The organism is Kutzneria sp. NPDC051319 (genome assembly GCF_040682195.1).
Lineage (GTDB): Bacteria > Actinomycetota > Actinomycetes > Mycobacteriales > Pseudonocardiaceae > Kutzneria.
Genome location: NZ_JBFBAM010000012.1, coordinates 168199 through 193874 on the forward strand (window position 1 = coordinate 168199; position 25676 = coordinate 193874).

A 25676-nucleotide genomic window follows, 5' to 3' on the forward strand; every position below is an offset into this window, starting at 1 on the left:
CACCTCGCTCGTTCCGGCATCCCGGCCGGTAAGTGTATTCGGCATCGGCTACGGCTTCGCCGCCACCACTCCGTAGACGAGCGAACTCTCCGGGTGACGGCCGACGTCCGCGGCGGAGTCGGGCCGCCACAGCGGCAGATGGACCACACCGGGCGGCACCGGCTCGAAGCCGGCGATGATGCGCAGCAGGTCGTCGGCGGTGCGCAGGTGCAGCGGCTCCATGGTGTCCTGCACGATGTCGCCGACCGTCTGGGCCTCGGCGAGCAGCGCGCCGTCCGCGCCGGTGAAGCTCGGATGGGACAGCGCGACGTGGCTGCCGGGCGCCAGCGCGTCCCGGTAGCGGCCCATCAACCGCGCCGGGTCGGCGCTGTCCGGGACGAAGTGCAGCATCAGCAGCGTCAGCACGGCGACCGGCCGGTCGAAGTCGATCAGCGCCCGGACCTCCGGCGCGCCCAGCACCCCCTCCGGCGAGCGGAAGTCGCCCAGCACCGCCGTGGCCAGCTCGTTCTCTTGCAGCAGTGGCTCCGCGTAGGCGATGGCGATCGGGTCGTTGTCCACGTACGCCACGCGGCACTTCGGATCGAGGCCCTGGGCGATCTGGTGCACGTTGCCCACGGACGGGATGCCCGAACCGATGTCCAGGAACTGCGTGACGCCCTGGCCGACCAGATAGGTCACCGCCCGGCGCAGGAAGCTCCGGTTCAGCCGCACGGTGGCGCGCACCTGCGGCATCACCTCGATCAGGCGCTTGGCCAGCTCCCGGTCGGCCGCCGTGTTGCAGCCGCCGCCGAGCAGATAGTCGTACACCCGCGCCCCGCTGGGCCGGGTGAGGTCGATGCGTTTGGGCGCCCATTTCGGTCTGTCCAGCATCGGCACGTCAGCGCTTCCTCGCCACCACGCCGTACATGGCGGCCTCCTCGTCATGGTCGGCGTCCTCGGGGAACTCCGGTCGCCAGCGTGGCACGTACACGATGCCCGGCTCCAGTGGTTCGAAACCTTCGACCAGTGTGGCGACGTCGGCCAGGCCGCGCAGCGTGATCGGCGTCTGGTTGGCGGCGTACAGGTCGTAGACGGTGAGGATGTGGTCGGTGACGGATTCGTGGGTGGGGTGCGACAGGGCCACATAGCTGCCCTCGGGCAGCGCCTCGCGGTACACCGACATCAGCTCGGCCGGCTCGTCCTCGTCGGGGATGTGGTGCAGCAGCGCGAACAGCAGCAGGCCCACCGGCTGGTCGAAGTCGATCAGGTGCTGCACTTCCGGTGACGACAGGACGGCGCCCGGGCGGCGGAAGTCCTCCTGCACCACGGCGGCGAAGTCGTTGTTCTGCAACAGGAGTTCACTGTGGACGACTGCCGTCGGCTCGCGGTCGACGTAGACGACGCGGCAGCGCGGGTCGCGCGCCTGCGCCACCTCGTGCACGTTGCCGACGGTCGGGATGCCGGAGCCGATGTCGATGAACTGGTGGACACCCAGATCGACCAGATGGCGCACGGCGCGGCGCAGGAACGCGCGATTGGCCCTCGTCAGGTACTGCACCTCGGGCATCGCCTTGATGACCTGGCGTGCCAGCTCGCGGTCGGCCTCGGAGTTGGTGGCCCCGCCGAGAAGGTAGTCGTAGATCCGGGCCGCGTTGGGCGTGTCCAGATCGATGTAGGTGTGAGCCCAGCTCGTGTGGTCAAGCACGGCGCACCTCGTGGTCCGGTGCTGCGAACGGCGCGCACCCTGGCGTTTCGGTGGTAGCCCTCGGGAGTGTAGTGATCGGGGCCGGAACGTCTACCTGCCTTGAGGTGAAACCCCGTCCACACGGGCAGGGTCGTCTCCCTGCGTTGCCGTTACAGCGTCCGATCGGGTGATGTTCGGTGTCCGAAGCACCGTGATCACCACGCCCACGGCGACACCCGCTGTGATCGACACCAGCGCGCGGTCCAGTTCGACGGGCAGCGCCACGATGCTGGTCGAGCTCCACCACTCCGGCAGATCCTGGAGAAAGGCGAGGGCGCCCAGGCCCACCGCGGCCAGCGCCGCGAACCATCGTCCGGTGCTCCGATCGGCCGCCAACAGGGCCACCGCCGCTGCCCCGACCAACCAGGCGAGCACGACCGGCAGGTACTCGTGCGAAAGGACAGTCCACTGATTCTCGGCCTGACGACCGAGAATTGTGGCAATTCCGTGGGTGGCGGCGGCCAGCACCAGCACGGCCGTCGCGACGGCCAGCGGGCGCTGGCTGCGGCGGACAAGGCCCAGCAGCGAGGCGGCGATCGCCAATGACGCCGTGACCAGGATCCACGGTGCGGGCGACGGTCCCGGGATCCAGCGCAGCTCGCCGCGCACCTGGTAGGTCCTGCCGTCCGAGACGAGATCGACCTGCCAGGCCCGGATCAGGTGCTCGTGGCCCGGATCCGACACAACCTGCGACGGAAGTGTTGCGTCACCCCAGTGCGCGTAGTGATCGTGCCACTGCACCGCCGGATCGGCGGAGATGCGTTGCCAGCGCGGCGCCTTGGCCGCGTCGCCGGTCGGCTTCTCCGGGTCCTCGCTGATGTCGCCCGACGGCGTCGGCTCGGCCGGGAGGGCGGCGTTGACCGCCGCGCCGTCGGGTCCGATCTGGTAGCGCTGCGCGCCGTCCGGGTCGAGAACGACGACATCCGTTCGAGTGGAATTGCGCAGCCACAGGGCTTCGCCGTTCTGCAACACCTGGAACTGCACGCCCGACGGCAGCTCCTGGCTGGACTGGATCAGGGCGCTGCGCAGGTCTCCAACGCGGTCCGGCGGCGTGTGCGCGTCGGCCTCATGGGCGGACGCGGGCGCGGCCAGCGCCAGCAGCAGCACAGCGACCAGGGCGACAAGGCGGGCCACTTCGTCAGCCTCCCAAGGGATTGAAGCCGGCCGGCAGCTCCAGCCGGTGCGCGCTCATGAAGCCGGAATCGGCGAGGATCTCCCGGATCGCGCCGTCCGCGACGACCTGGCCGTGGTCCAACACCACGGCGCGGTGGCACAGTTCCAACGCGTACGGCAGGTCGTGGGTGACCAATAGCGTGGTCATGCCCAGTCGTTTCACCAGATCCGCGAACTCGCGGCGGGCCGCCGGGTCCAGATTGGACGATGGCTCGTCGAGCACGAGGACCTCGGGGTGCATGGCCAGCACGGTCGCGACCGCCGCGCGCCGGCGCTGGCCGAGGGAAAGCCGGTGCGGCGGACGATCGGCGAGATCGGCAAGGCCCACATAGGACAGTGCCTCGGTCACGCGCTCCTTGAGCTCGTCGCCCTTGAGGCCGAGATGGGCCGGCCCGAATGCGACGTCCCGGCCGACCGTCGGTGTGAACAGCTGGTCGTCGGGATCCTGGAAGACGACGCCGACCTTGCGGCGCACCTCCTTGAGCGTCTTCGGGCCGACGGCGGTGCCGCTGATCAGGACCTCGCCCGCCGACGGCGTGAGGACGCCGTTGAGTTGCAGCACCAGGCTCGTCTTGCCGGCCCCGTTCGGTCCGAGCAGCGCGACCCGTTCACCACGGTGGACAGTTAGGTCCACAGTGGACAAAGCGGACGTGCCGTCGGGGTAGTCGAAGCTGACGCCGCGGATCTCGATCGCGGCCCGCTCGTTCGAGGCCGTGGTGGAGGGCATGAACCGGCCGCGACGGACCTCGACCGTCGGCGCGAGGGACGGGGTGCGGATCGCCCGGCGGGCCTTCCGCTTGCCGCGCGCGGGCTCGTCGCCGTGCGGGGTAAGGGAAATCGGCAGCCCGACCTTGTCCTCGTAACCCGGCAGCTGGACCCGGTACGTGCACAGGTCGCAGTTCATCCGGACGTCCCCGTGCAGCGCCTCGCGGTAGCGCTCCAGGACGATTCGCGCCAGCCGCGGATCGGGGCCGAGGTGGCCGCCGCCGCGGACCATGATCTCCGGGTGCTCGGCCGCCCATTCGCCGGCCTGCTGGTGGATTCGCGGCACCAGCATGCCCGTGAACAGGAAGAACGGGCTGACCACGATGGTGGTCGCGCCGAGCAGACGGCAGCGTTCCATCGCCTCGGCGACGTTCGGGCGGGCGACGGACACGAAGCCCGGCTCGATCGTGCCGAGACCGCGCTTGTCGGCCAGCAGCCGGCCGACCTTCCACAGGTCGGAGCAGGCATCGGGGTCCGACGAGCCGCGCCCGATCAGCGCGACGCCGAGCTTCTCCGGATCCGCGTCGCCCGCGGCGTCGCGGATCCGCTCCTCGGCGATCGACAGGATCGTCGGCTCGATGCCCAGGTCCCGGGCCAGTCTGAAGTGGACGGACGGGTGTCGTTGGCGGGCACGGGCCATCGAGGCCGGGCCGTCGTTCTTGAGGTGTCCGGCGGCCAGCAGGACCAGCGGCACCACCACGATCTCGTGGGCGCCGTCCGCGACCAGGCGGTCGATGGCCTCGTCCACGCCCGGTTCGGCCAGTTCGACGAAACCGCAGCCGATCCGGAGATCCGGCGCGCTGGCCTTCACCGCCTCGGCCAGCGCCCAGTACTCGTCGACACCGTCCGCGTCACGGCTGCCGTGGCCCAGCAGCACCATCGCCGGCGCGGTCATGTCGTCGCCCACGCTGTCGCCGTCAACGCGGCAAAGATCGTCGGAACGGTCAGCGCCGCCGCCCAGGTCCCACGCTTGGCCGGCTCCCCGGTCAGCGTCGCCGGCAGCGATCCCTCGTAGCCGCGGGACGCCATCGCGAGGTAGACCCGTTCGCCCCGTTCGAAGGCGCGGACGAACAACGCGCCCACGCACAGGGCTGTGTCCCTGGCCTGCCACAGCCATCGCGGATCCGCGCCGCGGCAGGCCCGAGCCGTGCGCAGGCGGTTGAGCTCCGAGTTCAGCACCTCGACGTACCGGATCATGAACGACGCCACCGCGGTGAAGATCTTCGGCACCCGGAGCCGCTCCAGACCCGTGATCACCTCCGGCAGTGGCGTGGTCGCCGCCAGCACACCCGTGGCCAGCAGGCCGAAGCTGGCCTTCAGCACGATCGACGCCCCGGACTGCAGGCCCGCGATCGCCAGCGGAACGCCCAGGACGTGGATTGCCGGGCCGGTCGCGAGGAACGGCAGCAGCACCACGAAGAACACGAACGGGATCTCCACGACCAGCCGCCGCAGCAACATCGCCGCCGGGATCTGGGCGATGTACGCCGCCACGGCCAGCGCCAGGGCGTAGCCGAGGTACGGCCAGTACGTGTCCCGTGGCGTGCAGGCCACCAGCAGGATGCACAGCGCCGTCGCCGCCACCTTGCACTGCGGCGCCGCCCGGTGCAGCGGCGTGTCCGCCGGGATCAGCAGGTCCGCGCCCGGATTGTGGGCGGCTCCGCTCACTGCGACACCTCGCTAGCGCTCGGTGTCGGCGTTCGCGGACGCACTGCGTTGAATTCGCTCGTAAGCCCGCTCATGCGCTCGCCCGCGTCAGATGCCGGCCCACACGCACCAGATCCGGCCTCAGCCGCAGCAGCGCCGCCACGATCAGGCCCGTCACCAGGCCCTCGAACACCGCGATCACCGTGTAGGTGCCGATCGTCGTCACCGCCACCGTCACCGGCGGCACCGCCGTCGCGCCGCCTACCGCGTACTCCAGGCTGTACAGGACGGCGCCCGCAGTGACCGACACGAAGCCCGCCAGCCCGCAGGCGATCGCCACCCAGAGCTTCGTCTTCGGCAGCACCTTCCGCAGGCCCAGAATCAGCGGATAGCCCACCACAGCCGGGATCAACGCCATGTTCACGGCGTTGACCCCCAGCGCAGTCACTCCTCCGTCGCCGGCGAACAAGGCTTGCACCACCAGGACCACCGAGATCACCACCGGACCCAGCCAGGGCCCCAGCAGCGCCACCGCCAGCGTCCCGCCCAGCAGGTGACCGCCCGTGCCCACCCCGATCGGGAAGATCGGCGCCTCCAGCACCAGGAAGAACGCCGCCGCCAGCCCGGCGAGGGGGATGTCCCGGTCCCGCAGCGACGGCCCCAGGTTCCGGCTGCACAGCGCCAGCCCCGCCACCGCCACCACCCCGCCCGCGATGGAGACCGGCGCGTTCACGAACCCGTCAGGAATGTGCATCGGATCCCTCCACCGGTCCGTTGATGGCCAACAGGTCGAGCGCGGCCACCTCGCCGATCACGAAGGTCACCGGCGGGCGGAGCCGCGGGTTGGGCAGCGCGGCGAGGGTGCCGAGCTCGGTGCGCTGGTGCGGACGGCTCGCGGCGCTGATGGCCGCGACGGGGGTGTCGGCGGGCAGACCGCCGGCCATCAGCTGGGCGGCGATGTCCCGCAGCGCGGACCGACCGGTGAGAACGACGATCGTGCCGCCGACACGGGCGATGGCGCCCCAGTCGATGTGCTGGCGGTACTCGGGGTCGTCGTTGCCGGCGACGACCGTCAGCGTGGTGGCGACCTGCCGGACCATCACCGGAATACCGGCGAGCGCCGGTGCGGCGATGGCCGCCGAGATGCCCGGCACGATGTCGAACGGCACGCCGGCGGCAGCCAGTGCGACGGCTTCCTCGCCGCCGCGCGAGACGACGAACGCGTCGCCGGCCTTCAGCCGGACCACCTCGCGGCCGGCCCGTCCGAGTTCGACGAGAAGCTCGTTCACGTCGGCCTGGGGCCACGCCGGACGACTTCCTGCTTTGCCGACGCAATGCACAACTTCGGCGGAACTCGCGATGTCGACGATGTCGACCATCGACGGGCGGTCGTAGACGACAACTTCGGCGGACTTGAGAAGTTCGGCCGCACGGCAGGTGAGCAGACCGGGATCACCGGGGCCGGCGCCCACGAGGTGCACGGTCACCCGGCACTCCGCCCAGCACTCTGTCCGGCCGCCGAACGGGGCGTCACCAGCCAGTCGCCGAACCGCCGCGTGCTCGACGAACCGATCAGCACGGTGGTGGTCATGCCGACTTTGTCGCAGTCGAGGTCGGCGAGCGTGGTGAGCTCGACGCGCTGCCCGTCGCGGGCGATGTCGGCGACCAACGCCACCGGGGTAGTAGGCGCGCGGCGTTCGAGCAGAACTTCGCGGGCGCGGTCGAGCTGCCACGGCCGCCCCTTGGAGCGGGGGTTGTAGAGCGCGATGGCCAGGTCCGCCTCGGCGACGGCCCGTAGCCGGCGCTCCACTTCCTCCCAAGGAGTCAGCAGATCGGACAGCGTCAGGCAGGCGAAGTCGTGCGCGAGCGGGGCGCCGACCAGCGCCGAGGCCGCGAGCGCCGCGGTGACGCCGGGCAGCACGCGGACCTCAGGTCGTGCGGATTCCTCGATTTCGTACGCATTGCTCAACGCCAACGTCGCCATGCCGTACACACCGGCGTCGCCCGACGACACGAGCACCACCCGCCGGCCGCCGGCCGCGGCCTCGACGGCCTGCTCGGCGCGGAGCTTCTCCTCGGTCATCTGCCCGCGGACGACGAACTGGTCCGGGCGAAGGATGTCGTCGCAGGCGTCTATATAGGCGGAGTAGCCGTAGACGGCCTCGGCGTCGGCGATCGCCTCGGTCGCGGCCGGTGTGCGGTGTCGTGCGTCGCCGGGTCCGAGACCGACGATGGTGAGCACGCCGGTCATGGCAGCCTCCGCTTCTCCACCGGAATCGGCCGGCCCTCCGTGGTGCCTTCGGCCGACCGCCGCCGACAGCCATGCGAATAGGCCGGGTCGTACAACCTGGTGCGCTGGACCTCGCGGTCGGCGCGGAGTGCTTCGCCGACGAGCACCAGTGCGGCTGTCCGGATCCCGGACGCCCGCAGATCGGCGGCGAGTTCGCCGACGGTGGTGGTGACGATGCGCTCGTCCGGCCACGTCGCCTTCGCGACGACGACCGCCGGCGTGTCGGCGGAGTAGCCGTTCCCGTCGGCGAGCAGCTCGGCCTGCAACTGCTCGGGACGCTGCGCGGAGAGGTAGACGGCCATCGTCGTGCGGTGCGACGCGAACGAGGCGACCGTCTCGCCGTCGGGCATCGACGCGGCCGTCCGACCACCGGCCAGGCGTGTTAACACGATCGACTGCGAAACCATCGGTGAAGTCAGTTCACAACCAACGGCCGCCGCGGCGGCGCCGAGAGAGCCGACGCCCGGCACGATCTCGTACGGCCGACCGGTCCGCCGACACCAGTCGATCTGCTCGCCGATCGCCCCGTACACGGTCGGATCGCCGGAATGCAGCCGGACGATGGCCGCTTCGGGGTGGCTCGCGTAGACCTCGAGCACGTCCTCCAGCGTCATGCCGGCGGAGTCGTGCCGCTCGGCCGCCGGATTGGCGTGGTCCAGCACCTCGGCCGGCACCAGCGACGACGCCCACACCACGACGTCGGCCCTGGCCAGCCGGTCGGCGCCGCGGAAGGTCATCAGGTCGGCCGCGCCGGGGCCGGCGCCGACGAATGAGATCAGTCCGGGTGGGATCACCGCGGGAACCGCCCGAGGCGCAGCGCGATGCCAGCCATCACATCCTCCGTGCGACGCGTGTCAGTCGCGTGGCCGGTCTCCTGGCTCCCGGATCACCGCCGTCGCCGCGCCTTCCCAGGCGCACGCGCCCAGTGGCTGTTGCTCTGCGGGACGACTTCCCGGTCACAGTGGCGGGACCGCGCCGGATTCGCACCGGCTTCCCGTAACCACGCTCGCGGAGCAGGTTAACTGACGCGTGGGTGTGCCGACACCGCCGACTACGGTGTGAAACAGTCCAGCCGAGGGGAAGCCCAGTCGTGCCGCGAGTGCCTCATCCGATCGAGTCGGAGTCGTACGAAATTCTCCGCCGGCGCGTCGACACCGGGGGGATGGGGCCACTGTCGCGGGCGGTCGTCGAACGCCTCGTGCACACCACCGCCGACCCCACCTGGGCCGGTGACCTGCTGGTCGACGAACAGGCGCTGGCCGCTGGCCGGCAAGCGCTGGCCGACGGCGCACCGGTGGTCGCCGACGTCCGGATGGTGGCCGTCGGCATCACCAGCCGACCGGCGATGGTCGTCGCCGAGACGGCCGGCGGAGTTGAGGAGTTCGTACGAAAAGCTCCGGTTGGCGCGGTGTGGGCCATCGGGCAGGACGTGTCGATCGTCACCGAACTCGTCGCGCGTTGTCGGGCCGGCGAGATCCGGCCGGCATTGGTGATCGCGTTGCCGGCCGGGTTCGTCGGCGCAGTCGAGGCGAAGCGGGCGGTCCGCGAGCTCGGCGTGCCGGCGTTGACCAACCGCGGCGAACGCGGCGGCGCGGCGCTGGCGACCGCGGCCGTCAACGCGCTGCTTTACCTCTGACGCAGGCGTGCCAGGTGATCGGTTTGCCATTAACGTGACGAACGCTGACGTGGCAAGTTGCTGACGACGGGAGAGTGGCGCATGTCCATCGGCCAGGACGAGTTCGTGTCGGCGGCCAAGGACCTGATCGACCAGTTGGTGACCACGCAGCGTGAGGCCATCGCGGCCGCCGCCGCGTTGGTGGCCGACTGCGTGCTGGCCGACGGCGTGGTCCAGGCGTTCGGCACCGGTCACTCGCAGGGACTGGTGATGGAGATCGCCGGTCGGGCCGGCGGCCTGATCCCCACCAACAAACTGGCGCTGCGCGACATCGTCACCTACGGCGACGCCCCCGCCGACTCCCTCGGCCCGCACACCGAGCGCGAACCGGCGATCGCCCACCGCGTGTACGAACTCGCCTCGCCGCGCCCGACCGACCTGTTCGTCATCGCGTCCAACTCCGGCGGAAACGGCTCGATCGTCGAAATGGCCACGCTCGTCAAAGAGCGGGGTCACGGCCTGATCGCCTTCACGTCGCTGGCCCACGCCACCGCCGTCGAGTCGCGGCATCCGTCCGGCAAGCACCTGCACGAGCTGGCCGACGTCGTGATCGACAACTGCGGCCCGATGGGCGACACGCTCCTGCCGATGCCCGGCGGCGGCCAGGTGTGCGCGATCTCGTCGATCACCTCCGCCTTCGCCGCCCAGATGATGCTGGCCGACGCCTGCGCCCGCCTGATCGCCGCCGGCAAGACGCCGCCGGTCTACCTGTCGGCCAACGTCCCCGGCGGCGACGAGCACAACAAGTCCCTCGAAGAGCACTACTCCGGCCGCATCCGCCGCGACCCGTAGACCACCGACCCGCGAACGAACACCACCGGGCCGTTGGTCCGCTACTCCGGCGCCATCCGGGAGGCGGCGTAGAACTCGGCGAGTTTGGCGACGGTCGAGGTCACCTTGTCGCGGAGCTCGGCGGGGTCGAGAACCTCTAGTTCGGCGCCGAACCGGAGGAACTCGCCGTGGGCATGGCGGAGGGTTTCGATCGGGACCACGGCCTCGACCCAGCCTTCGGCATCGGGTGCGGAAAAGGTGGCAGTGACCAGGTCGGCGACCTGGCGGCCGATGAAATAGGGGAGGGCCCGCACGCCGTCGGGGGACAGCCGCACGCGGGCTCGCTGGCCGCGCATGCGGACCTCGAACTGGCCGGCCCAGTCGTGCCAGTAGGCGGCGAGGTCGAAGTCGGCCGGACGGGCGAAGCGCTCGTCGAGGGTCTGCACGGCGAGGACGTTGGAGACGCGGAAGGTCCGCAGGTCGGCGCCGGCCAAGGCGACGAGGTACCAGGTGCCGGCCTTGAGCACGACGCCAAGCGGGGCGAGACGGCGGGTGACCTCGCGAGGGGTCTGCCAGCGGCGGTAGCGGATCTCGACCATCCGCTCGTTCCAGACGGAATCGGCGATTTCGGCGAGAAAGGGAACTTCGTCGGCCTCCCGCAGCCAGCCGGGGGCGTCGAGATGGAAGCGTTCACGGATGCGGCTGGCCCGGGCCCGCAGGTCGGGCGGCAGGGCGGCGAGCATCTTGAGTTCGGCGGTGGCGACGACGGTGCCGAGCCCAAGCTCGGCGGCGGGACCGGGCATGCCGGCCAGGAAGAGGGAGTCGGCCTCGTCGGTGGTGAGTCCGGTCAGCCGGGTGCGATAGCCGTCGAGCAGCTGATAACCGCCGGTGGGACCGCGATCGGCGTAGACGGGCACGCCGGCGACGGACAGGGACTCGATGTCGCGGTAGACGGTTCGTACGGAAACCTCGAGTTCGTCGGCGAGCTCCTGCGCGGTCATCCGCCCCCTGGTCTGCAACAACAGCAGGGTGGACAGCAGCCGGCTCGCACGCATACCCCGCATTGTGGGTCAGACGAACCGGACGACCGCCGTCGGCACTCCACGAACGTCGGCGATCCGGTCGGCCTCGGCCTGCACGTCGTCACGCAGTGAGGGGTCGATGTCGGCGTCGAACGAGGTGACGGTGACCTCCAGCTTCTTGCGGCCGACGAGCCTCGCCCGCCACATTCCACCGATCTGGCCGTCGACCAGAAGTGCGCCCGGATTGCCGAGGATCGTCCACAGCGCCTTCTGCTCCGCCTTGTCGGGCACCAGCAGGTCATGGTCGCGGGCTTGGAGGAACGGGTCCATCGCCGGCAGCAGGCGGACGAGCTCCACTCGGTCGCAGTCGAGAAGTTCGTCGACATTTCCCTCGGGCAGCCACGCACGTCGACCGTCGACGGAAACCTCGGCGAGGCCGTCGGGCCAGATGTCGCGGACGTTGGCCGTCGACGTGTCGAGCCACTTCGCCACCTCGGTGGGCGTCGCCGGTCCGAGGAATCGGAGATAGCGGTGCACGAGTCCGTGCGGATTGGTGGATTTCGTCGGAATCGGTCCGCGCTTGGGCAGCGGCTCCAGCAGCAGCCCGGTCTCGCCGGCCCGCAGCCGTATGCCGCCCGGCAGCGCACCGAGCCGAAACGGCTGTTCGTATACATGTGTTGCCTTACACGCCGGACAGTCCTTCAGCTGGCCGGGCGGCATCAGCTTGGTGACCTCGGCGCTGGCCGCGCCCTTGGTCATCGGCTTGGTCACGACCTGGCGCATCGACTCCGCGATCAGCCGGTACGTCTCCAGCGCGGACAGCCCGTCGGTGACGGTCCGGGACTTCTGCCACATGAGCCGGGCCCGCGCGTCGGTGTCGCTCCACGGCCACAGCTCGCCGGCCCACCGCCGAAGTTCACCGGGCCGGTGGTGGTACGGGGCGCCACGCAGCGTCCACGCCAGCTCGTACCCGTCAAGACTGACCGGTCCGATGGTGCGGGCGGCCAGCGCGAGCTTGGCGGAGCCGGCCTGGGTGTCCTGAAGGCCGATGTCCAGCACGGCCGGATCCTCGCTGTCGCGGAGCAGCCCTTGCTGACGGACGCGGTACCACAGCACCTGGTCGCGGCTGACGGTTCTGGTCACCCGGCCATCATCACCCGAAAGACTGCCATCCGCTGTCAGGATCGGCGGCGCGAATCGGTGCGGACCGCCCTGACTACCATCGTCGCGTGACCGAGCAGCACCAGCACTACTTCACCGCCGATCCGAACGCGGTCAGCGACCCACGGCTGCTTACCGTCGAGCTGCCCGACCTGACGTTGAAGTTGACCACCGACGCCGGGGTGTTCTCGCCGAAGCAGCTCGATCCCGGCACGAGGGTGCTGCTGGAGAACGCGCCGGCGCCGACCGTCGACGGCCACCTGCTCGATGTCGGCTGCGGCTACGGCCCGATCGCGCTGACACTGGCCAAGCGCTACCCGGGCCGGAAGATCATCGGCGTCGATGTGAACACGAGGTCGCTGGAGCTGGCCCGTGCCAACGCGAAGGCGGCTGGCCTCGACACGATCACCTGCCTGCTGCCCGAGGAGGTTCCAGCGGACGCGCGGTTCGCGGCGGTCTACTCGAACCCGCCGATCCGCATCGGCAAGCAGGCGCTGCACGAGCTGCTGCTGCACTGGCTGGACCGCTTGCTGCCGGACGGCGTCGCGTATCTGGTGGTGCAGAAGAACCTCGGGTCGGATTCCCTGGCCAAGTGGCTGACCGAGCAGGGCCACTCGACCCGGCGCATCGCCACCGACAAGGGCTATCGCGTGCTCGCCGCCGGGCCCAAGACCTGATCACTCCTCGGTGTCGGCCTCGCCGGTGTCGACCGCCAGCACGCCGCGCTGATCGGACAGGCCGGTCACGAGCGCGGTCAGCTGCCGCGGGCCGACCAGCCGCAACCGCAGGTCGATGACGTTGGTCGACTCGTTCCGATTGGTCGAGGCGTGCTCGACGACGTACCCGGATGACGTGACGAGCTCCAGGATGTCGCGCAGCGCGCCTTCGCCGTCCCGGTAGCTGGTGCGCACCACGGTGGTCGCCGGACGCGATCGGGTGAGCAGCCGGACCAGCGGCGGATATCCGTACACCACCAGGAAATGCGCGGCGGTGACGAACGCCGCCAGCAGCGGCAGCCCGGCCGCGCAGGCGCAGCCGACGGCGACGCTCACCCACACCACGGCAGCCGTGGTCAGCCCACGCACGATGTTCTGCCGGACGAAGATCAGGCCAGCGCCGATGAAACCGATGCCGGACACGATCTGCGCCGCGACCCGGGACGGGTCCAGCACGATCCGGCCCTCGACCAGCACGTCGGTGAATCCGTATTTGCTGATCAGCAGGAACAGCGCCGCGCCCAGTCCGACCAGTGTGAGCGTGCGAAGTCCGGCGCTCTTCTGCTTGAGTTCCCGCTCAAGGCCGATCAGCGAGCACAACACGAGCGCGGTGAGCAGTTCGAAGATCTGCGTCCAACCCTGCCCGGACGGTTCGCCGAACGTCACCAGCTCGTTCATCGCTCACTTCTTTCGTCGCAGGTTCTCCCGCATGCGGCGGAGAAAGTCGCCGAACTGCGCCCGCTCCGCCTCGCTGAAACCGGCCAGGGCCCGTTCCTCGGCATCCTCTCCCACGTACCTGGGCTCCCGCAGCTCGGAGACGGCGCCGACGAGCTCGCCGACGACCGGCCCGAGCATGGCCAGCGCCATGCGGGTGCGCAGTTCGTACAGGCTGATGCCGGTGGCGACGCCGACGTTGAGCGACTCGACGTCGCCCGACATCGGGATTCGGACCACGTGGTCGGCCAGCTCCAGCACCTCGTCGCCGACACCGTCGGTCTCGTTGCCGACGATGAGGGCGACCGGCCGGCCGCTCAACGGCACCGACCCCTGCAGCGTGTCGGCACGACCCGAGGTGGCGACCACCTCGAAGCCGCGTTCACGCAGGTCACGCACCGCCTCAACCGGCGTGTCGTAGCGACGCAGGCGGGCCCGCAGCACCGCCGCCCGCGAGGCGTCCAGCACGCGGCGGCTGGTCAGGTCCGTCTCCGGGTCGGTGCAGACGATGTCGGCGACGCCGAGGCCGACAGCCGTCCGCACGATTGTGCCCAGATTGCCGGGATCGAGCACATTGTCCAGCACGACGGCGAAGTCCCCGTACGGCTGGTCGTCGCCGGCGACGGCGGCCAGCTCGGCGACGGCCAGCCAGGAGACGGCCCGGTTCAGCCGCACCGCCTGCCGCAGCACTGACTCCTTCACCAGCATTACCGGCACATGCGCCTCGGCCAGCAGCGAGGTCACCGGGTCGGCGGCGCCCTCGGCCGCGAGCACGAACCGCAGCGCCGCGCCGGCCTCCACCGCCTGGGTGATGAGCACGGCGCCTTCCAACAGGCAGCCGCCGGCCTCGGCCCGTCCCGTCCGGTTGGCGAGGGCCCGGACCTGCTGGAGGTGGTCGTCCTTGAGCGACGTGATGACTGCTGGCACGGCGACGACCGTATCGGCCGGTTCGGTCGGACCAGCGCTTAGGCTGTGTCCAGACAGTGAGGAAGGTGCGCCGTGACCGAACGCCGTCTGCCGCGTCCACGCGAGCTGGCGCAGTTGCTCCGGCCGAAGCCGCTCGTGCTGGACCCCACGGAGCGTCGGCTGGCCGCCGCGCACACGATCGCGGACCTGCGCACGATCGCCCGTCTGCGCACGCCGCGCGCGGTGTTCGACTACACCGACGGCGCCGCCGAGATGGAGGACAGCCTCCGCCGTGCGCGCACGGCCTTCCGGCGCGTCGAGTTCCGGCCCAACGTGCTGCGCGGTGTCGCCGACCCGGACACCAGTGTCGAGGTGTTGGGCCACCGCAGCGCACTGCCGTTCGCCTTCGCGCCCACGGGGTTCACGCGGATGATGAACCACGAGGGAGAGCGCGCTGTCGTCAAGGTCGCGCAGCGCGCCGGCATTCCGTTCGCACTGTCCACGATGGGCACCACGTCCATAGAGGACGTTGCGGCTGTCGCCCCCGACGCGCGCAAGTGGTTCCAGCTGTACGTGTGGCGTGACAAGGGCGCGGGCCGTGAGCTGTTGCAGCGCGCGCATGCCGCCGGCTACGACACGGTGCTGCTCACGGTCGACACGCCGGTCGGCGGTGCACGCATGCGGGACGTGCGCAACGGCCTGACTATCCCGCCCGCGTTGACGCTGCGGACCTTCCTCGACGGCGCCACGCATCCGGCGTGGTGGTTCAACCTGCTCACGACCGAGCCGCTGACGTTCGCCTCGCTCACCGAGTGGGGCGGCACGGTCGAGGACCTCATCAACTCGATGTTCGACCCGACACTGAACTTCGACGACCTGGACTGGGTGCGCGAGATGTGGCCCGGCAAGCTCGTGGTCAAGGGCATCCAGAACGTCGACGACGCCCGCGACGTCGTCAAGCACGGCGCCGACGCGGTGCTGCTGTCCAACCACGGCGGCCGGCAGCTCGATCGCGCGCCGACGCCGCTGGAGCTGCTGCCGCAGGTCGTGGACCAGGTGAAGGGGGACGCCGAGGTCTGGCTGGACACCGGCATCCTGTCCGGCGCGGACATCGTGGCCGCCCGGGCGATGGGCGCCGACCTGTGCCTGATCGGTCGCGCCTACCTGTACGGGCTGATGGCCGGCGGCGAGCGCGGCGTGCAGCGCACTGTGGACATCCTGCGCAAGGAGATCGTGCGGACGATGCAACTGCTCGGCGTGCGTGCCGTCAGCGACCTGCGACCCAGCCACGCGCGGCTGCGGTAGGCGCCGTGCTCGACTTCAGACTGCTTGGCCCGGTCCGCGGTTGGCGGGACGGGGAGGAACTCCAGCTCGGGCCGCCGCAGCAGCGCACGGTGCTGGCAATGCTGCTGCTGAGCGACGGGAAGCCGCAGACGCCGGAGCAGCTCGCCACTGCGCTGTGGGGCACCGACGCCCCCTCGTCCGCGGTCGCCACGGTGCGTACCTACATCCACCGCCTGCGCCGTGCCCTCGGCGACGACCAGCACCTGCTCGTGCACGACAGCAACGGCTACCGCCTCGATCTGCCGCCGACCGCCACCGACGTGGGCAAGTTCCAGGAGTTCGTGGACCGTGCCGCCGTCGCGCTCGACGAGGCGCGGCCGGACGATGCCGTGCGGGACTTCCGTGCGGCGATCTCGCTGTGCAACGGCACGGCGCTGGCGGGGCTGCCCGGCGAGTACGTGGAAGCCGAGCGCGCTCGCATGCGGCAGCGCCGGCTGACCGTCCTGGAGGACCTGTTCCGCGCCGAGCTCGACCTCGGCCGGCACGCCGAGATCGTGGACCAGCTTCAGGTCCTCGCCGCCGGCGAGCCGCTGCGTGAGTCCATGCACGAGCTGCTGGTGCTGGCGATGTGCCGCTCGGGCCGGCAGGCCGAGGCAATGCTGGCGTACGACCAGATCCGGCGGCAGCTGCGCGAGGAGCTCGGCGTCGACCCCGGCGCCCGCCTGCGCATGCTGTACGAGCACATGCTGCACGGCGATCCGGAGCTGGAACCGAAAGCGCGGCAGGCGTTACCGGCTGTGCCGCCCGCACAGCTGCCATCTGACCTGCCCGTCTTCGCGGGGCGGTCTCACGCGCTGGCCGAGGCGAACCGCAGCATGCCCGGCGAGGACGCCCCCGACCGCACGATCGTCACCGTCATCCAGGGCATGGCCGGCGTCGGCAAGACGGCGTTCGCGCTGCACTGGGCTCATGAGGTCGCCTCACGATTTCCCGACGGCCAGCTGTACGTGAACCTGCGTGGCTATGACCCGGTCGCGGTCGACCCGAACGACGCCGTGCGCGACTTCCTTCAGGCACTGGGAGTACCCGCTGCGCTGGTGCCCGCGGAGCCGGAGGCGCGGATCGGTCTTTACCGCAGCCTGCTGGCCGACCGCCGCTGCCTGCTGCTGCTCGACAACGCGCGGGAGTCCGCGCAGGTGCTGCCGCTGCTGCCCGGGCGTTCGCGTTCGCTCGTCATCGTGACGAGCCGAGGACGCCTCGACGGCGTCGTCGCCGCCACCGGCGCGCGGCCGATCACGCTGGATCTGCTCAGCCGTGGCGACGCCGTCGACCTGCTGTCGCAACGCCTCGGCGCGGACCGCATCGCCGCCGAACCCGACGCCACGGACGCGATCGTCGACCGCTGCGCGCGACTGCCGCTGGCGCTGTCCATTGTGTGCACGCGGATCCTCGCTCAATCGAGCGAGTTCCCGCTTGCCGACATCGTGGCGTCGCTGTTCGGCCCGCAGTTCTCCCTCGACGCCTTCGCCGCCTCCGACCCGAGCGTCGATATTCGTGCGGTGCTGAGATCTTCGTACGCATCCCTGTCGGACGGCGCGGCGCGCATGTTCCGACTGTTGGCGCTGCACCCTGGACCGACCGTTGGCCTGCATGCGGCGGCCAGTCTGGCGGCGGTTTCGGTGCGCGAGGCGTCAGCTTTGCTGCGTAAGGTTACGGACGTTCACCTAGTGACGGAGGTCGCGCCCGGCCGCTACGGCTGGCACGACCTACTGCGTGCGTACGCCACCGAGCAGTTGGAAGGCACGGCCGAATGCGAAGCGGCATTCGGTCGCCTCGCCGACCATTATCTGCTGACCGCCGACAGTGCGGCCCGTCGATTGTCGACGCAGAACGACGCCCCGGCGCCGTGCGAGCAGGCGGCCGGCGTCGTGCCGACGGACCTGGCCGACCAGGAGCAGGCCGTGCGCTGGTACGTCGACGAGCAGGCGTCGGCGATGCGCGTGCTGGAACTCATGGCCGCGTACGGACTGCACGAGCACGCGTGGCGCTTCGCGTGGGCACTTCGGCACTTCCAGGACCGCCAGCAGCACTGGTACGACCTCCTCGACGCCCACGCCATCGCCCTGCGGTCGGCGACGGGGGCCGGCAGCCGGATCGGCATGGCGTACGCCCATCGCGGGCTCTCTCGCGCCGACTGCCGGCTTTCGCGCCTCAAGTCCGCGCGCAAGCACATCGACGAAGCCCTCGCGTTGTTCGAGCAAGCCGGCTGCACCGCGGCGTTGGCGTACACGCTGCGGCAGTACACATGGGTCGAAGAGTTGGACCACGCCCCCGAGCGCGCGCTGGAACACGCCGCGCGCGCCCGTGACCTGTTCCGCGGGCTGGGTTGGGGCCCTGGCGTGGGCGTCGCGACCATGACGATGGCTCGGTACTACAGCATGATCGGCCGCGACGCGGAGGCCGTGCCGCTGGTGTACGAGGCGCTCCTGCTGCTGCCCGCCGGCGACACCGGCGAGTTGGTCGGCGCGTGGGAGGTGCTCGGCGAGGCCTACTACCGCCTCGGCCAGTACGAGGACGCGGTCGGCGCCTACCAGAACGCGGTGAAGGCCTTCGCCGAACTGCGGGCCGACGCCGACGAGGTCTCCGTGCTGCTGCGGATCAGCGCCTGCCTGCTGGCGCTGGAGCGGCGGGCGGAGGCCGGTGACGTCCTCCGCCGCGCCGCCGCCATTCAGCGCACGCTGTGCCCGGCCGCGATGGGCCCGACGATCAGGGTCGAGGACTGGGCCCAGTTGCTGACCGTCGAGCAGTGACCCGTCACTCGACGAAGATGTCGACGGACGGCCGCATGCCGGCGCACACCCGCAGCACCTCATGCACGACGTGGTTCTCGAATTCGCCGAACTTCCCGATGTCGACGGTCTGCTCGTCGTCGATGACGGGGTAGGCGCGCTGCGTCAACGCGTAGTCGAAGCGGGGCGCCCACTTGCGCGCGCCGAGCCGAGCGGTGATGGAGCAGTTGTCCACCAGGTAGGCGATGCCGCGGGCGTGCATGTAGGGGTTGAGGGAGTCCACGGCCTCGATCACCGACTCGTTGGCGATCTCCGAGTACGGGTGGCCGAACTCCAGCAGCGCGTCGATCTGCGCCATCATCACGCCGATGAACACGCCGGCGGTGAACGGGTCGAGCGGAATCTCGTCGGGCACCCGGTCGGCCCGCACCTTCTGGCCCACCCGCCACATGTCGGCCTGGTCGATCTTGCCCATCGGGAACCGCGGCAGCCGCTTGCCGGCCAGCACGACGCTGCGCACCTCATCGCCGGAGCGGACCTCGTCGTAGATCTCATGGATCAGCTCCAGTCCGACCGGGTAACTGACCGAGTACGCCTCGGCGAAAGTCTGCTTTTCGTCGGAGTCGAGCATTCGGTAGACGCCGAGCATGCCGTCGCGGGAGATGATGCGCGAGATCGGGCCGGTGACGGACTCGGCGGAGTGCCGGAAGGCATCCTCGTCGCTCATGCCGTGGTCGCGGAACCGCCGGTAGAGGCTCTCGACGATGCCGTGCAGGCCGCCGGCCAGGATGCCGCGCTCGCCGGACAGATCCGAGAGGTACTCGGAACGCAGCGTGGTCCGGAACGTGTACGGCGCGCCGAGGCCCACCGACCAGCCCAGCGCGCGGTCGACCGCCCGGCCGGTGACGTCCTGGTGCACCGCGAAACTGGCGTTGATGCCGGCGCCGTTGACGTCCTGCCCCTGGAGGTAGAGCGCGCGGACCGAGGCGCCCATGCCCTTCGGACAGACGGCGATCACGTCGACGTCGGCGGGGAACTCGCCGCCCACCAAGTCGAGGTGGCCGAGCAGGAAACCGTGCGACAGTCCCAGCGTGGTGCCGGGCTTCATCGCCGTGAACACCTCTTCATAGGTCTCGGCCATCGCGCCGTCCGAGATCAGCAGGATCACCATGTCGGAGTCGCGGATGACGTCGAACATCTCGCCGAGCGTGCCGTCCTCGGGTGAGAAGCCCGCCTGCACGGCGGCGTCCCACGACGCCGAGCCCCGCCGCAGACCGACGGCCACGCGCACAGCGTCGCCCAGCGAGTCGCGCAGGTTCTGCGCCTGCGCCGAACCCTGCGGGCCCCAGCCGATGACGCCCAGCTGCCGCACACCGTCGAAGGCCGCCGGCAGCCGGTCGAACAGGTGACGGCCGCCGCGCACGATCGGCTCCTGCCGGTCCGCGACGGCGATGTACTCCTTGTCGAACACCTTGGTGTCGAAATCCAGGTCCATGGCGGTGGTTCTCCTCAAGCGCCGACGCGGGCGGGAAGTTCGGTGGAAACGTGCCGGGTCTCGGGAAGCCCGAGCACGCACAGCAGGCTGACGACCGCCGAGCCCGCGACGTACCAACCGACGGCGGTCGTGCCGGAGCCGGCGGCCAGCGCGGCCGCGATGGTCGGGGCCAACGCACCGCCGAGCACGCCGCCCAAGTTGTACGCGAACGACGACGCCGAATACCGGTAGCGCGCGTCGAACAGCTCCGGCAGGAAGGCGCCGAGCGGCCCGTACACCCAGCCCATGACGGCCAGGCCCAGCGCGAACGCGATGCCGACCGACAGCGCGGTGCCGGCCCCGAGCAGCGGGAACATGACCAGGCCGATGACGCCCGTGGCCACGCAGCCGGTGATCAGCACCGGTTTGCGGCCGAAGCGGTCGCCGGCCAGGCAGGACAGCACCGTTGTCAACGCCATCGCCCAGATCGCCGCGATCAGCAGGCCCAGCGCCTCCGATCTGGGCATCTTCAGCGTGGTGGTCACGTACGACAGGCAGAACGTCGTGGTGACGTAGAAGATGACGTAACAGGTGATGATCGTGCCGCCGCCGAGCAGCAGCCGGGCCGGCGCCTTGCGCAGCATGTCGACCAGCGGCATCCGGCTCTGCTCACGCCGGCGCACCACCTCGGCGAACACGGGCGTCTCGGCCAGCCGTAGTCGCACCACCAGCCCCACGGCGACCAGCACGGCCGAGGCCAGGAACGGGATCCGCCAGCCCCACGCGTGGAACGCGTCGTCCGACAGCAGCGCGGACAGGCCGAGGAACAGTCCGTTGGCGGCGAAGAAGCCGATCGACGGCCCGAGCTGAGGGAAGGTCGCGTACCAGGATCGCTTGCCGGCGGGCGCGTTCTCCACGGCCAGCAGTGCGGCGCCGCCCCACTCGCCGCCGAGGCCGATGCCCTGGAGGAAGCGCAGCAGCACCAGGAGCACCGGCGCGGCGACGCCGAGCGTGGCATAGCCGGGCAACAGGCCGATGGCCACAGTGGACAGGCCCATGGTCAGCAGTGAGGCAACAAGTGTTGCCTTACGGCCGACGCGGTCGCCGAAGTGGCCGAACAGCAGGGAACCGAGCGGCCGTCCGATGAAGGCGACGGCGAAGGTCGCGAAGGCCGCCAGGGTGGCGTTCACCGGGGCCAGAGTCGGGAAGAAGGTGGAGTTGAGCACCAGCGCCGTTGCTGTGCCGTAGATGTAGAAGTCGTAGAACTCGATCGCGGTGCCGATGAAGCTGCCGACGGCGATCCGGCCGATGCCGGGCGTGCTGGTCACGCGGGCCATGCTGGGACAGCGCCGATGATGGGGCAACCCCACTGGCCGATCGGGTAACCGAACCGTGCCGCATCGGAGCCGGTTTCCCGGCATCTACGGACCGTATATGCGGGCTTGTTAGTTTCGTCGATGAAAGATCTGTCCGGTGGTGACGTCTTTCGACGCACTTCTCGGTTTCGCCGCGATCGAGAGGTGCGTCGACCATCGAAGGGGGAGAGCCGATGGCCCACGACGAGACGCTGGTCGGGCGGACGCACGACATGACACGCATCGGCGAACTCCTGGTCGGCGACGACACGGCGCTGTTGCTGTCGGGCGAACCCGGGGTGGGCAAGTCGGTGGTGCTCGATGCCATGGCCCGGTCCGCGGCCGATCGGGGCGTACGGGTTCTGCGCGCCGACGGCGTCGAGTTCGAGGCGGACATGGCGTTCGCCGGCCTCAACCAGCTGCTGCTGCCCGTCATGAACGCCGCCGACGGGCTCGAAGGACCGTATCGCGACGCCCTGAACGTGGCCGTCGGCCTCGGCGACGGTGTGGCCCCCGGCCGGATGGCCGTGTCCAACGCCGTGCTCACGCTCCTGCGGACCGTGGCCGTCGAGCGCCCGTTGTTGCTGGTCATCGACGATCTGCCGTGGATCGACCGGGCCAGCGTCGGGGTCCTCGGTTTTGTCGCACGCCGACTGAGCGGCACTCGGGTCAGCATCATCTCGGCGTCGCGCACCGGCGCCGAGGGTGTCTTCCCCTGCGGCACCATGCCTGAGTATGAGCTGCCGCCGCTCGACGACGACTCCGCCCGTCTGCTCGTCGGCGCGCGGTTCCCAGGACTGGCGGAGCGGGTGCGCCAGCGCGTGCTGGAGGAGGCGCGCGGCAACGCGCTGGCGCTGCTCGAACTCCCGGCGGCGCTGACCAGGCCGCAGCAGGCCGCGCAGGCCAGTTTGCCCGACGTGCTGCCGCTCACCGACCGGCTGCGGGCGCTGTACGCGTCACGGATCACGGGCCTGTCCGACTCGTGCCGACGCCTCGTGCTGCTGGCGGCGCTCGACGGCAGCAGCGACCTGCACGTCGTGTTACAGGCCGCAGACGTCCGCGACGACCTGCTCGGTCTGGCCGAGGCGGAGCACGGCCAGCTGATCCGCGTGGACGAAGGTCGAGGACGCCTCGCGTTCCGGCACCCGCTGATCCGCGCCGCCGTGGTGGAGGTGTCGACCAGCGCGGAACGCCGCGAGGCCCACCGTGCGCTGGCCGGCGTGCTGGAGTCGCAGCCCGACCGGCTCGCGTGGCACCTGGCCGAGGCCGTGCTGCGGCCCGACGAGCGTGTCGCCGAACTCCTGGAGCAGACCGCGCACCGCATGCTCCAGCGCGGCGACGCCGTGGGCGCAGTCGTGGCGCTGACCCGTGCCGCGCACATCAGTCCGCCCGGGCAGGGGCGCAGTCGCCGATTCGCCGAGGCCGCCTACATCGGCGCCGAGGGTGCCGGCGTGCTGGCCCACGCCTCCGAGCTCCTCGCCGACGCTCGCCGCGCGGGCCCCGAGACACTGCACGCCGCCATTGCGGCCGTCTACCTGCTCATCAACGACGACGGCTCCATGGACACCGCGTACCGGCTGCTCGTCGGCGCCATTGAGGCCGACCCGGACGACGCCGCCCTGGCCGACGCTCTGCACGCGCTGGTGCTGGTCTGCTGGTGGAGCGGTCGTGAGGAGTTCTGGCGGAGCTTCCACACGGCGATCGAGCGGCGAAAGTCCGAGCTGCCGCCGGAGCTGCGGCTGACCGCCCTCACGTACGCCGACCCCGCGCGCACCGGAAAGCTCGCGCTCGCCGACGCCGACGACCTGGTCGCCGCGGCGCACGGCGAGACCGATCCGGCGGTCATCGTGCGTATCGGCGTCGCGCTGTTCTATCTGGACCGGCTCGTGGACGTGCGCGACGCCATGTGGCGGGTTGTGCGGCACGGCCGCAGTGGCGGTCCGTCGCGGCGGCACCTCGCGGCGTTGATGATCATCTGCCTGGACCACTACCTCACCGGCGAATGGGAGGAGGCCGCGCGGTCGGCCGAGGAGGGCATCGCCGTGTGCGACGCCTCCGGGTACAGGTTCTTCCGCTGGTACTTCGACTACATCGTGATGTTGCTTGCGGGCGCCCGCGGCGACACCACCACCGCGTTCCGGCTCGGCGAGCGTGTCGTGCGGTGGGCGACGCCCCGCGGCGCCGGCACCGCCGTCGTCTACGCCAACCAGGCACGCACGCTCGCCTGCCTGGGCAGCGGTGACTACGAGCGCGCGTACCAGTACGCCACGGCAGTGACGCCCGCCGGCGAGCTCGCCTCGCACGTGCCGCACGCAATGTGGGGCTCCATGGACCTTGTCGAGGCGGCCGTGCGCACCGGTCGTCACGCGGAGGCCACCGCGCACGTCCGCGCGTTGCAGGATGCCGACATCGCCGCACTGTCGCCTCGGTTTGCGCTCATGGCGGCCGGCGCGGAGGCGCTGTGCGCGGACGACGACGAGGCGCTGCGGCTGTACGAGAAGGCCCTCGCCACGCCGGGCGTGGACCGCTGGCCGTTCGAGGTGGCCCGAGTGCGGCTCGCCTACGGCGAACGCCTACGCCGTACCCGCGCAATCGTCGAGGCCCGCGGCCCGCTCGCCGACGCCCTGGCGACGTTCGAGTGGCTCGACGCGCAGCCCTGGGTGCAGCGCACGCAGAAGGAGCTTCGCGCCGCCGGGCTGTCCACCGCGCCCAAGTCGGACGGCCCGCTTCAGAGCACTCTGACGCCCCAGGAGCTGGAGGTCGCCCAGCTCGCGGCGTCCGGGCTGACGAACAAGCAGATCGCCGAACGACTGTTCCTCTCGCACCGGACCGTCGGCGCGCACCTGTACCAGATCTTCCCCAAGCTCGGCATCACCTCACGGGCCGCCCTGCGCGACGCCCTGGCCGCTGTCGGCTGACCACAACTCCGCCGAACTTCTGCTTCTCGCCGAACTCCAGAACTTCGCGCGAACTTCTCAACCTCGTCCGGACTCCACGACTCCGTCCCGACTCCACGACTCCGTCCGGACTCCGCAACTCCGTCCGACTCCACGACTTCGTCCCGCCTTTACAACTTCGCCGGACTCCACAACTTCGCCGCACTTCTCAACCCCGTCGGAGTCCACGACTCGGTCCAACTCGACAGCTTCGCCGAACCTCTCGACCCCGTCGGACTTCTCGACCCCGTCGGACTTCTCGACTTCGTCGGACTTCTACTTTGCGACGAACTCCACCAGCGCGCGGGTGACCTCGTCGGCGTGTGTCCACAGCAGACCGTGCGGCGCGCCGTCGATCTCCAGATATTCGGCGCCCGGCAGCATCGCGCGCAACGGCCGCCCGGTGGCGTCGATCGGCAGTATCCGGTCGGCTGTCCCGTGCACGATCAGCGCCGGCACGTCGATCTGCTGAACGTCGTCGCGGAAATCGGTGATCCACGTGGGCACGGCCGCCGCCGACGCGTACGGCGATGCCTCGACCGCCACCTGCCAGCTCGCCCGCACGACTTCCTCGCTGACGCGGGAGTCGAGAAGTTCGTCGAAGTTGTAGAAGTCGGCGAAGTAGGCACTGAAGTACGCGTACCGGTCCCGTTTGACGGCGGCGAGCACGGCGTCGAGGACCGACAGCCCAACACCGTGCGGTGTGGCGGACGTTTTCAGCAGAAAAGGCTGCATGGCGGAGAGGAACGCCGCCTTGGCCACCCGAAGCGAGCCGTACGTGCTCAGGTAGCGGGTCACCTCGCCGGTTCCCATGCCGAAACCGACCAGAACAGCGTCTGACAGGTCAAGTGTCAGCATGAGGCGGTGTAGGTCCGTGGCGAAGGTGTCGTAGTCGTAGCCCGTGGTCGGCCGCGACGACTGGCCGAAGCCGCGGCGGTCGTAGGTGATGACCCGGTGGCCGGCGGCGAGCAGGCACGGCACCTGCTTCTCCCAGGAGCGACCGTCGAGCGGGTAGCCGTGGATCAACACCACCGGGCGGCCGGCGCCGTGATCCTCGTAGTACAGCTCGATGTCGGTCGTGTTCTCCTCGCCGACCCTGACGAACGGCATGGTGGCTTCCTTCTCCTGCCCGAGGTAGTCCCCACCCAGCATCGGTCACGGGCCCCCGCCTCCTCATCAGTCAAACAACTGCACCCTCCCCGGCGGATGAGGTGTCAGTGGCCACGGCGCCTGTCATCTAGTTGCAACTTTAAACTAGACCTGCCAGTGTTGGTC

Annotated in this window: 22 protein-coding genes and 1 riboswitch; of the genes, 6 read left to right on the plus strand and 16 right to left on the minus strand. The window is 70.4% G+C overall.

Annotated features, from left to right (window positions below):
* Nucleotides 1-48: 48 nt before the first annotated feature.
* The 9 genes from AB0M73_RS15350 to cobM all read right to left on the minus strand — a co-directional run bounded on the left by AB0M73_RS15350 (nt 49) and on the right by cobM (nt 8392).
* Complete coding sequence (locus tag AB0M73_RS15350) at nt 49-870, minus strand: SAM-dependent methyltransferase (protein WP_363891283.1); 822 nt, start codon at nt 868-870, stop codon at nt 49-51.
* A 7-nt stretch (nt 871-877) separates the two neighbouring features.
* Nucleotides 878-1684, minus strand: coding sequence for an SAM-dependent methyltransferase (locus AB0M73_RS15355; RefSeq protein WP_363891237.1), 807 nt, complete (start codon nt 1682-1684; stop codon nt 878-880).
* Between the two features lie 90 nt (nt 1685-1774).
* Nucleotides 1775-2857 carry a hypothetical protein gene (locus AB0M73_RS15360; protein ID WP_363891238.1) on the minus strand — a complete coding sequence of 361 codons (1083 nt, stop codon included), beginning with the start codon at nt 2855-2857 and terminating at the stop codon, nt 1775-1777.
* A gap of 4 nt (nt 2858-2861) precedes the next feature.
* On the minus strand, nt 2862-4568 hold the full coding sequence (locus AB0M73_RS15365) for a CbiX/SirB N-terminal domain-containing protein (protein WP_363891239.1): 1707 nt from the start codon (nt 4566-4568) through the stop codon (nt 2862-2864).
* Nucleotides 4553-5329: a cobalt ECF transporter T component CbiQ gene (gene cbiQ, locus AB0M73_RS15370; RefSeq protein WP_363891240.1), complete on the minus strand. Its 777-nt coding sequence runs from the start codon at nt 5327-5329 to the stop codon at nt 4553-4555. The genes AB0M73_RS15365 and cbiQ overlap by 16 nt, the downstream gene beginning before the upstream one ends.
* A gap of 70 nt (nt 5330-5399) precedes the next feature.
* Nucleotides 5400-6062, minus strand: a complete 663-nt coding sequence (locus tag AB0M73_RS15375; RefSeq protein ID WP_363891241.1) for an energy-coupling factor ABC transporter permease — start codon at nt 6060-6062, stop codon at nt 5400-5402.
* On the minus strand, nt 6049-6795 hold the full coding sequence (gene cobA / locus AB0M73_RS15380) for a uroporphyrinogen-III C-methyltransferase (protein ID WP_363891242.1): 747 nt from the start codon (nt 6793-6795) through the stop codon (nt 6049-6051). Before cobA ends, AB0M73_RS15375 begins: the two co-directional genes overlap by 14 nt.
* Nucleotides 6792-7559, minus strand: coding sequence for a precorrin-3B C(17)-methyltransferase (gene cobJ / locus AB0M73_RS15385; protein ID WP_363891243.1), 768 nt, complete (start codon nt 7557-7559; stop codon nt 6792-6794). The genes cobA and cobJ overlap by 4 nt, the downstream gene beginning before the upstream one ends.
* Nucleotides 7556-8392, minus strand: a complete 837-nt coding sequence (gene cobM, locus AB0M73_RS15390; RefSeq protein ID WP_363891244.1) for a precorrin-4 C(11)-methyltransferase — start codon at nt 8390-8392, stop codon at nt 7556-7558. Before cobM ends, cobJ begins: the two co-directional genes overlap by 4 nt.
* A 52-nt stretch (nt 8393-8444) precedes the next feature.
* Nucleotides 8445-8618, minus strand: a riboswitch (cobalamin riboswitch).
* A 79-nt stretch (nt 8619-8697) separates the two neighbouring features.
* Here cobM and AB0M73_RS15395 point away from each other — a divergent pair.
* Nucleotides 8698-9234, plus strand: a complete 537-nt coding sequence (locus AB0M73_RS15395) for a precorrin-8X methylmutase (protein WP_363891284.1) — start codon at nt 8698-8700, stop codon at nt 9232-9234.
* Nucleotides 9235-9315: 81 nt separating this feature from the next.
* Nucleotides 9316-10065, plus strand: a complete 750-nt coding sequence (locus tag AB0M73_RS15400) for an SIS domain-containing protein (RefSeq protein WP_363891245.1) — start codon at nt 9316-9318, stop codon at nt 10063-10065.
* A 41-nt stretch (nt 10066-10106) separates the two neighbouring features.
* Here the strand turns inward: AB0M73_RS15400 and AB0M73_RS15405 are convergent, their stop codons facing one another.
* Nucleotides 10107-11099: a YafY family protein gene (locus AB0M73_RS15405; protein ID WP_363891246.1), complete on the minus strand. Its 993-nt coding sequence runs from the start codon at nt 11097-11099 to the stop codon at nt 10107-10109.
* A gap of 15 nt (nt 11100-11114) precedes the next feature.
* Entirely contained in the window at nt 11115-12209 is a 1095-nt protein-coding gene (locus AB0M73_RS15410; RefSeq protein ID WP_363891247.1) for a crosslink repair DNA glycosylase YcaQ family protein, read from the minus strand.
* 86 nt (nt 12210-12295) lie between these two features.
* On the opposite strand from AB0M73_RS15410, the gene AB0M73_RS15415 reads away from it, so the two are divergent.
* A complete protein-coding gene (locus tag AB0M73_RS15415; protein WP_363891248.1) occupies nt 12296-12904 on the plus strand; it encodes a methyltransferase in 609 nt (202 codons plus the stop codon).
* Here the strand turns inward: AB0M73_RS15415 and AB0M73_RS15420 are convergent, their stop codons facing one another.
* A complete protein-coding gene (locus tag AB0M73_RS15420) occupies nt 12905-13621 on the minus strand; it encodes an MgtC/SapB family protein (RefSeq protein WP_363891249.1) in 717 nt (238 codons plus the stop codon).
* A gap of 3 nt (nt 13622-13624) precedes the next feature.
* A complete protein-coding gene (locus AB0M73_RS15425) occupies nt 13625-14584 on the minus strand; it encodes an RNA methyltransferase (RefSeq protein WP_363891250.1) in 960 nt (319 codons plus the stop codon).
* 72 nt (nt 14585-14656) lie between these two features.
* Here AB0M73_RS15425 and AB0M73_RS15430 point away from each other — a divergent pair, with 72 nt between their 5' ends.
* Both AB0M73_RS15430 and AB0M73_RS15435 read left to right on the plus strand, forming a co-directional pair.
* The gene (locus AB0M73_RS15430; protein ID WP_363891251.1) at nt 14657-15868 is read left to right on the plus strand and encodes an alpha-hydroxy acid oxidase; all 1212 of its coding nucleotides are present in this window, start codon (nt 14657-14659) and stop codon (nt 15866-15868) included.
* Nucleotides 15869-15873: 5 nt separating this feature from the next.
* Complete coding sequence (locus AB0M73_RS15435; RefSeq protein ID WP_363891252.1) at nt 15874-18657, plus strand: BTAD domain-containing putative transcriptional regulator; 2784 nt, start codon at nt 15874-15876, stop codon at nt 18655-18657.
* A gap of 4 nt (nt 18658-18661) precedes the next feature.
* Here the strand turns inward: AB0M73_RS15435 and AB0M73_RS15440 are convergent, their stop codons facing one another.
* The gene (locus AB0M73_RS15440; protein WP_363891253.1) at nt 18662-20131 is read right to left on the minus strand and encodes a ketol-acid reductoisomerase; all 1470 of its coding nucleotides are present in this window, start codon (nt 20129-20131) and stop codon (nt 18662-18664) included.
* A gap of 14 nt (nt 20132-20145) precedes the next feature.
* The gene (locus tag AB0M73_RS15445; protein WP_363891254.1) at nt 20146-21438 is read right to left on the minus strand and encodes an MFS transporter; all 1293 of its coding nucleotides are present in this window, start codon (nt 21436-21438) and stop codon (nt 20146-20148) included.
* Between the two features lie 221 nt (nt 21439-21659).
* Here AB0M73_RS15445 and AB0M73_RS15450 point away from each other — a divergent pair, with 221 nt between their 5' ends.
* On the plus strand, nt 21660-24383 hold the full coding sequence (locus AB0M73_RS15450) for an AAA family ATPase (protein ID WP_363891255.1): 2724 nt from the start codon (nt 21660-21662) through the stop codon (nt 24381-24383).
* Nucleotides 24384-24677: 294 nt separating this feature from the next.
* Here the strand turns inward: AB0M73_RS15450 and AB0M73_RS15455 are convergent, their stop codons facing one another.
* On the minus strand, nt 24678-25511 hold the full coding sequence (locus AB0M73_RS15455; RefSeq protein ID WP_363891256.1) for an alpha/beta hydrolase: 834 nt from the start codon (nt 25509-25511) through the stop codon (nt 24678-24680).
* Between the last annotated feature and the right edge of the window lie 165 nt (nt 25512-25676).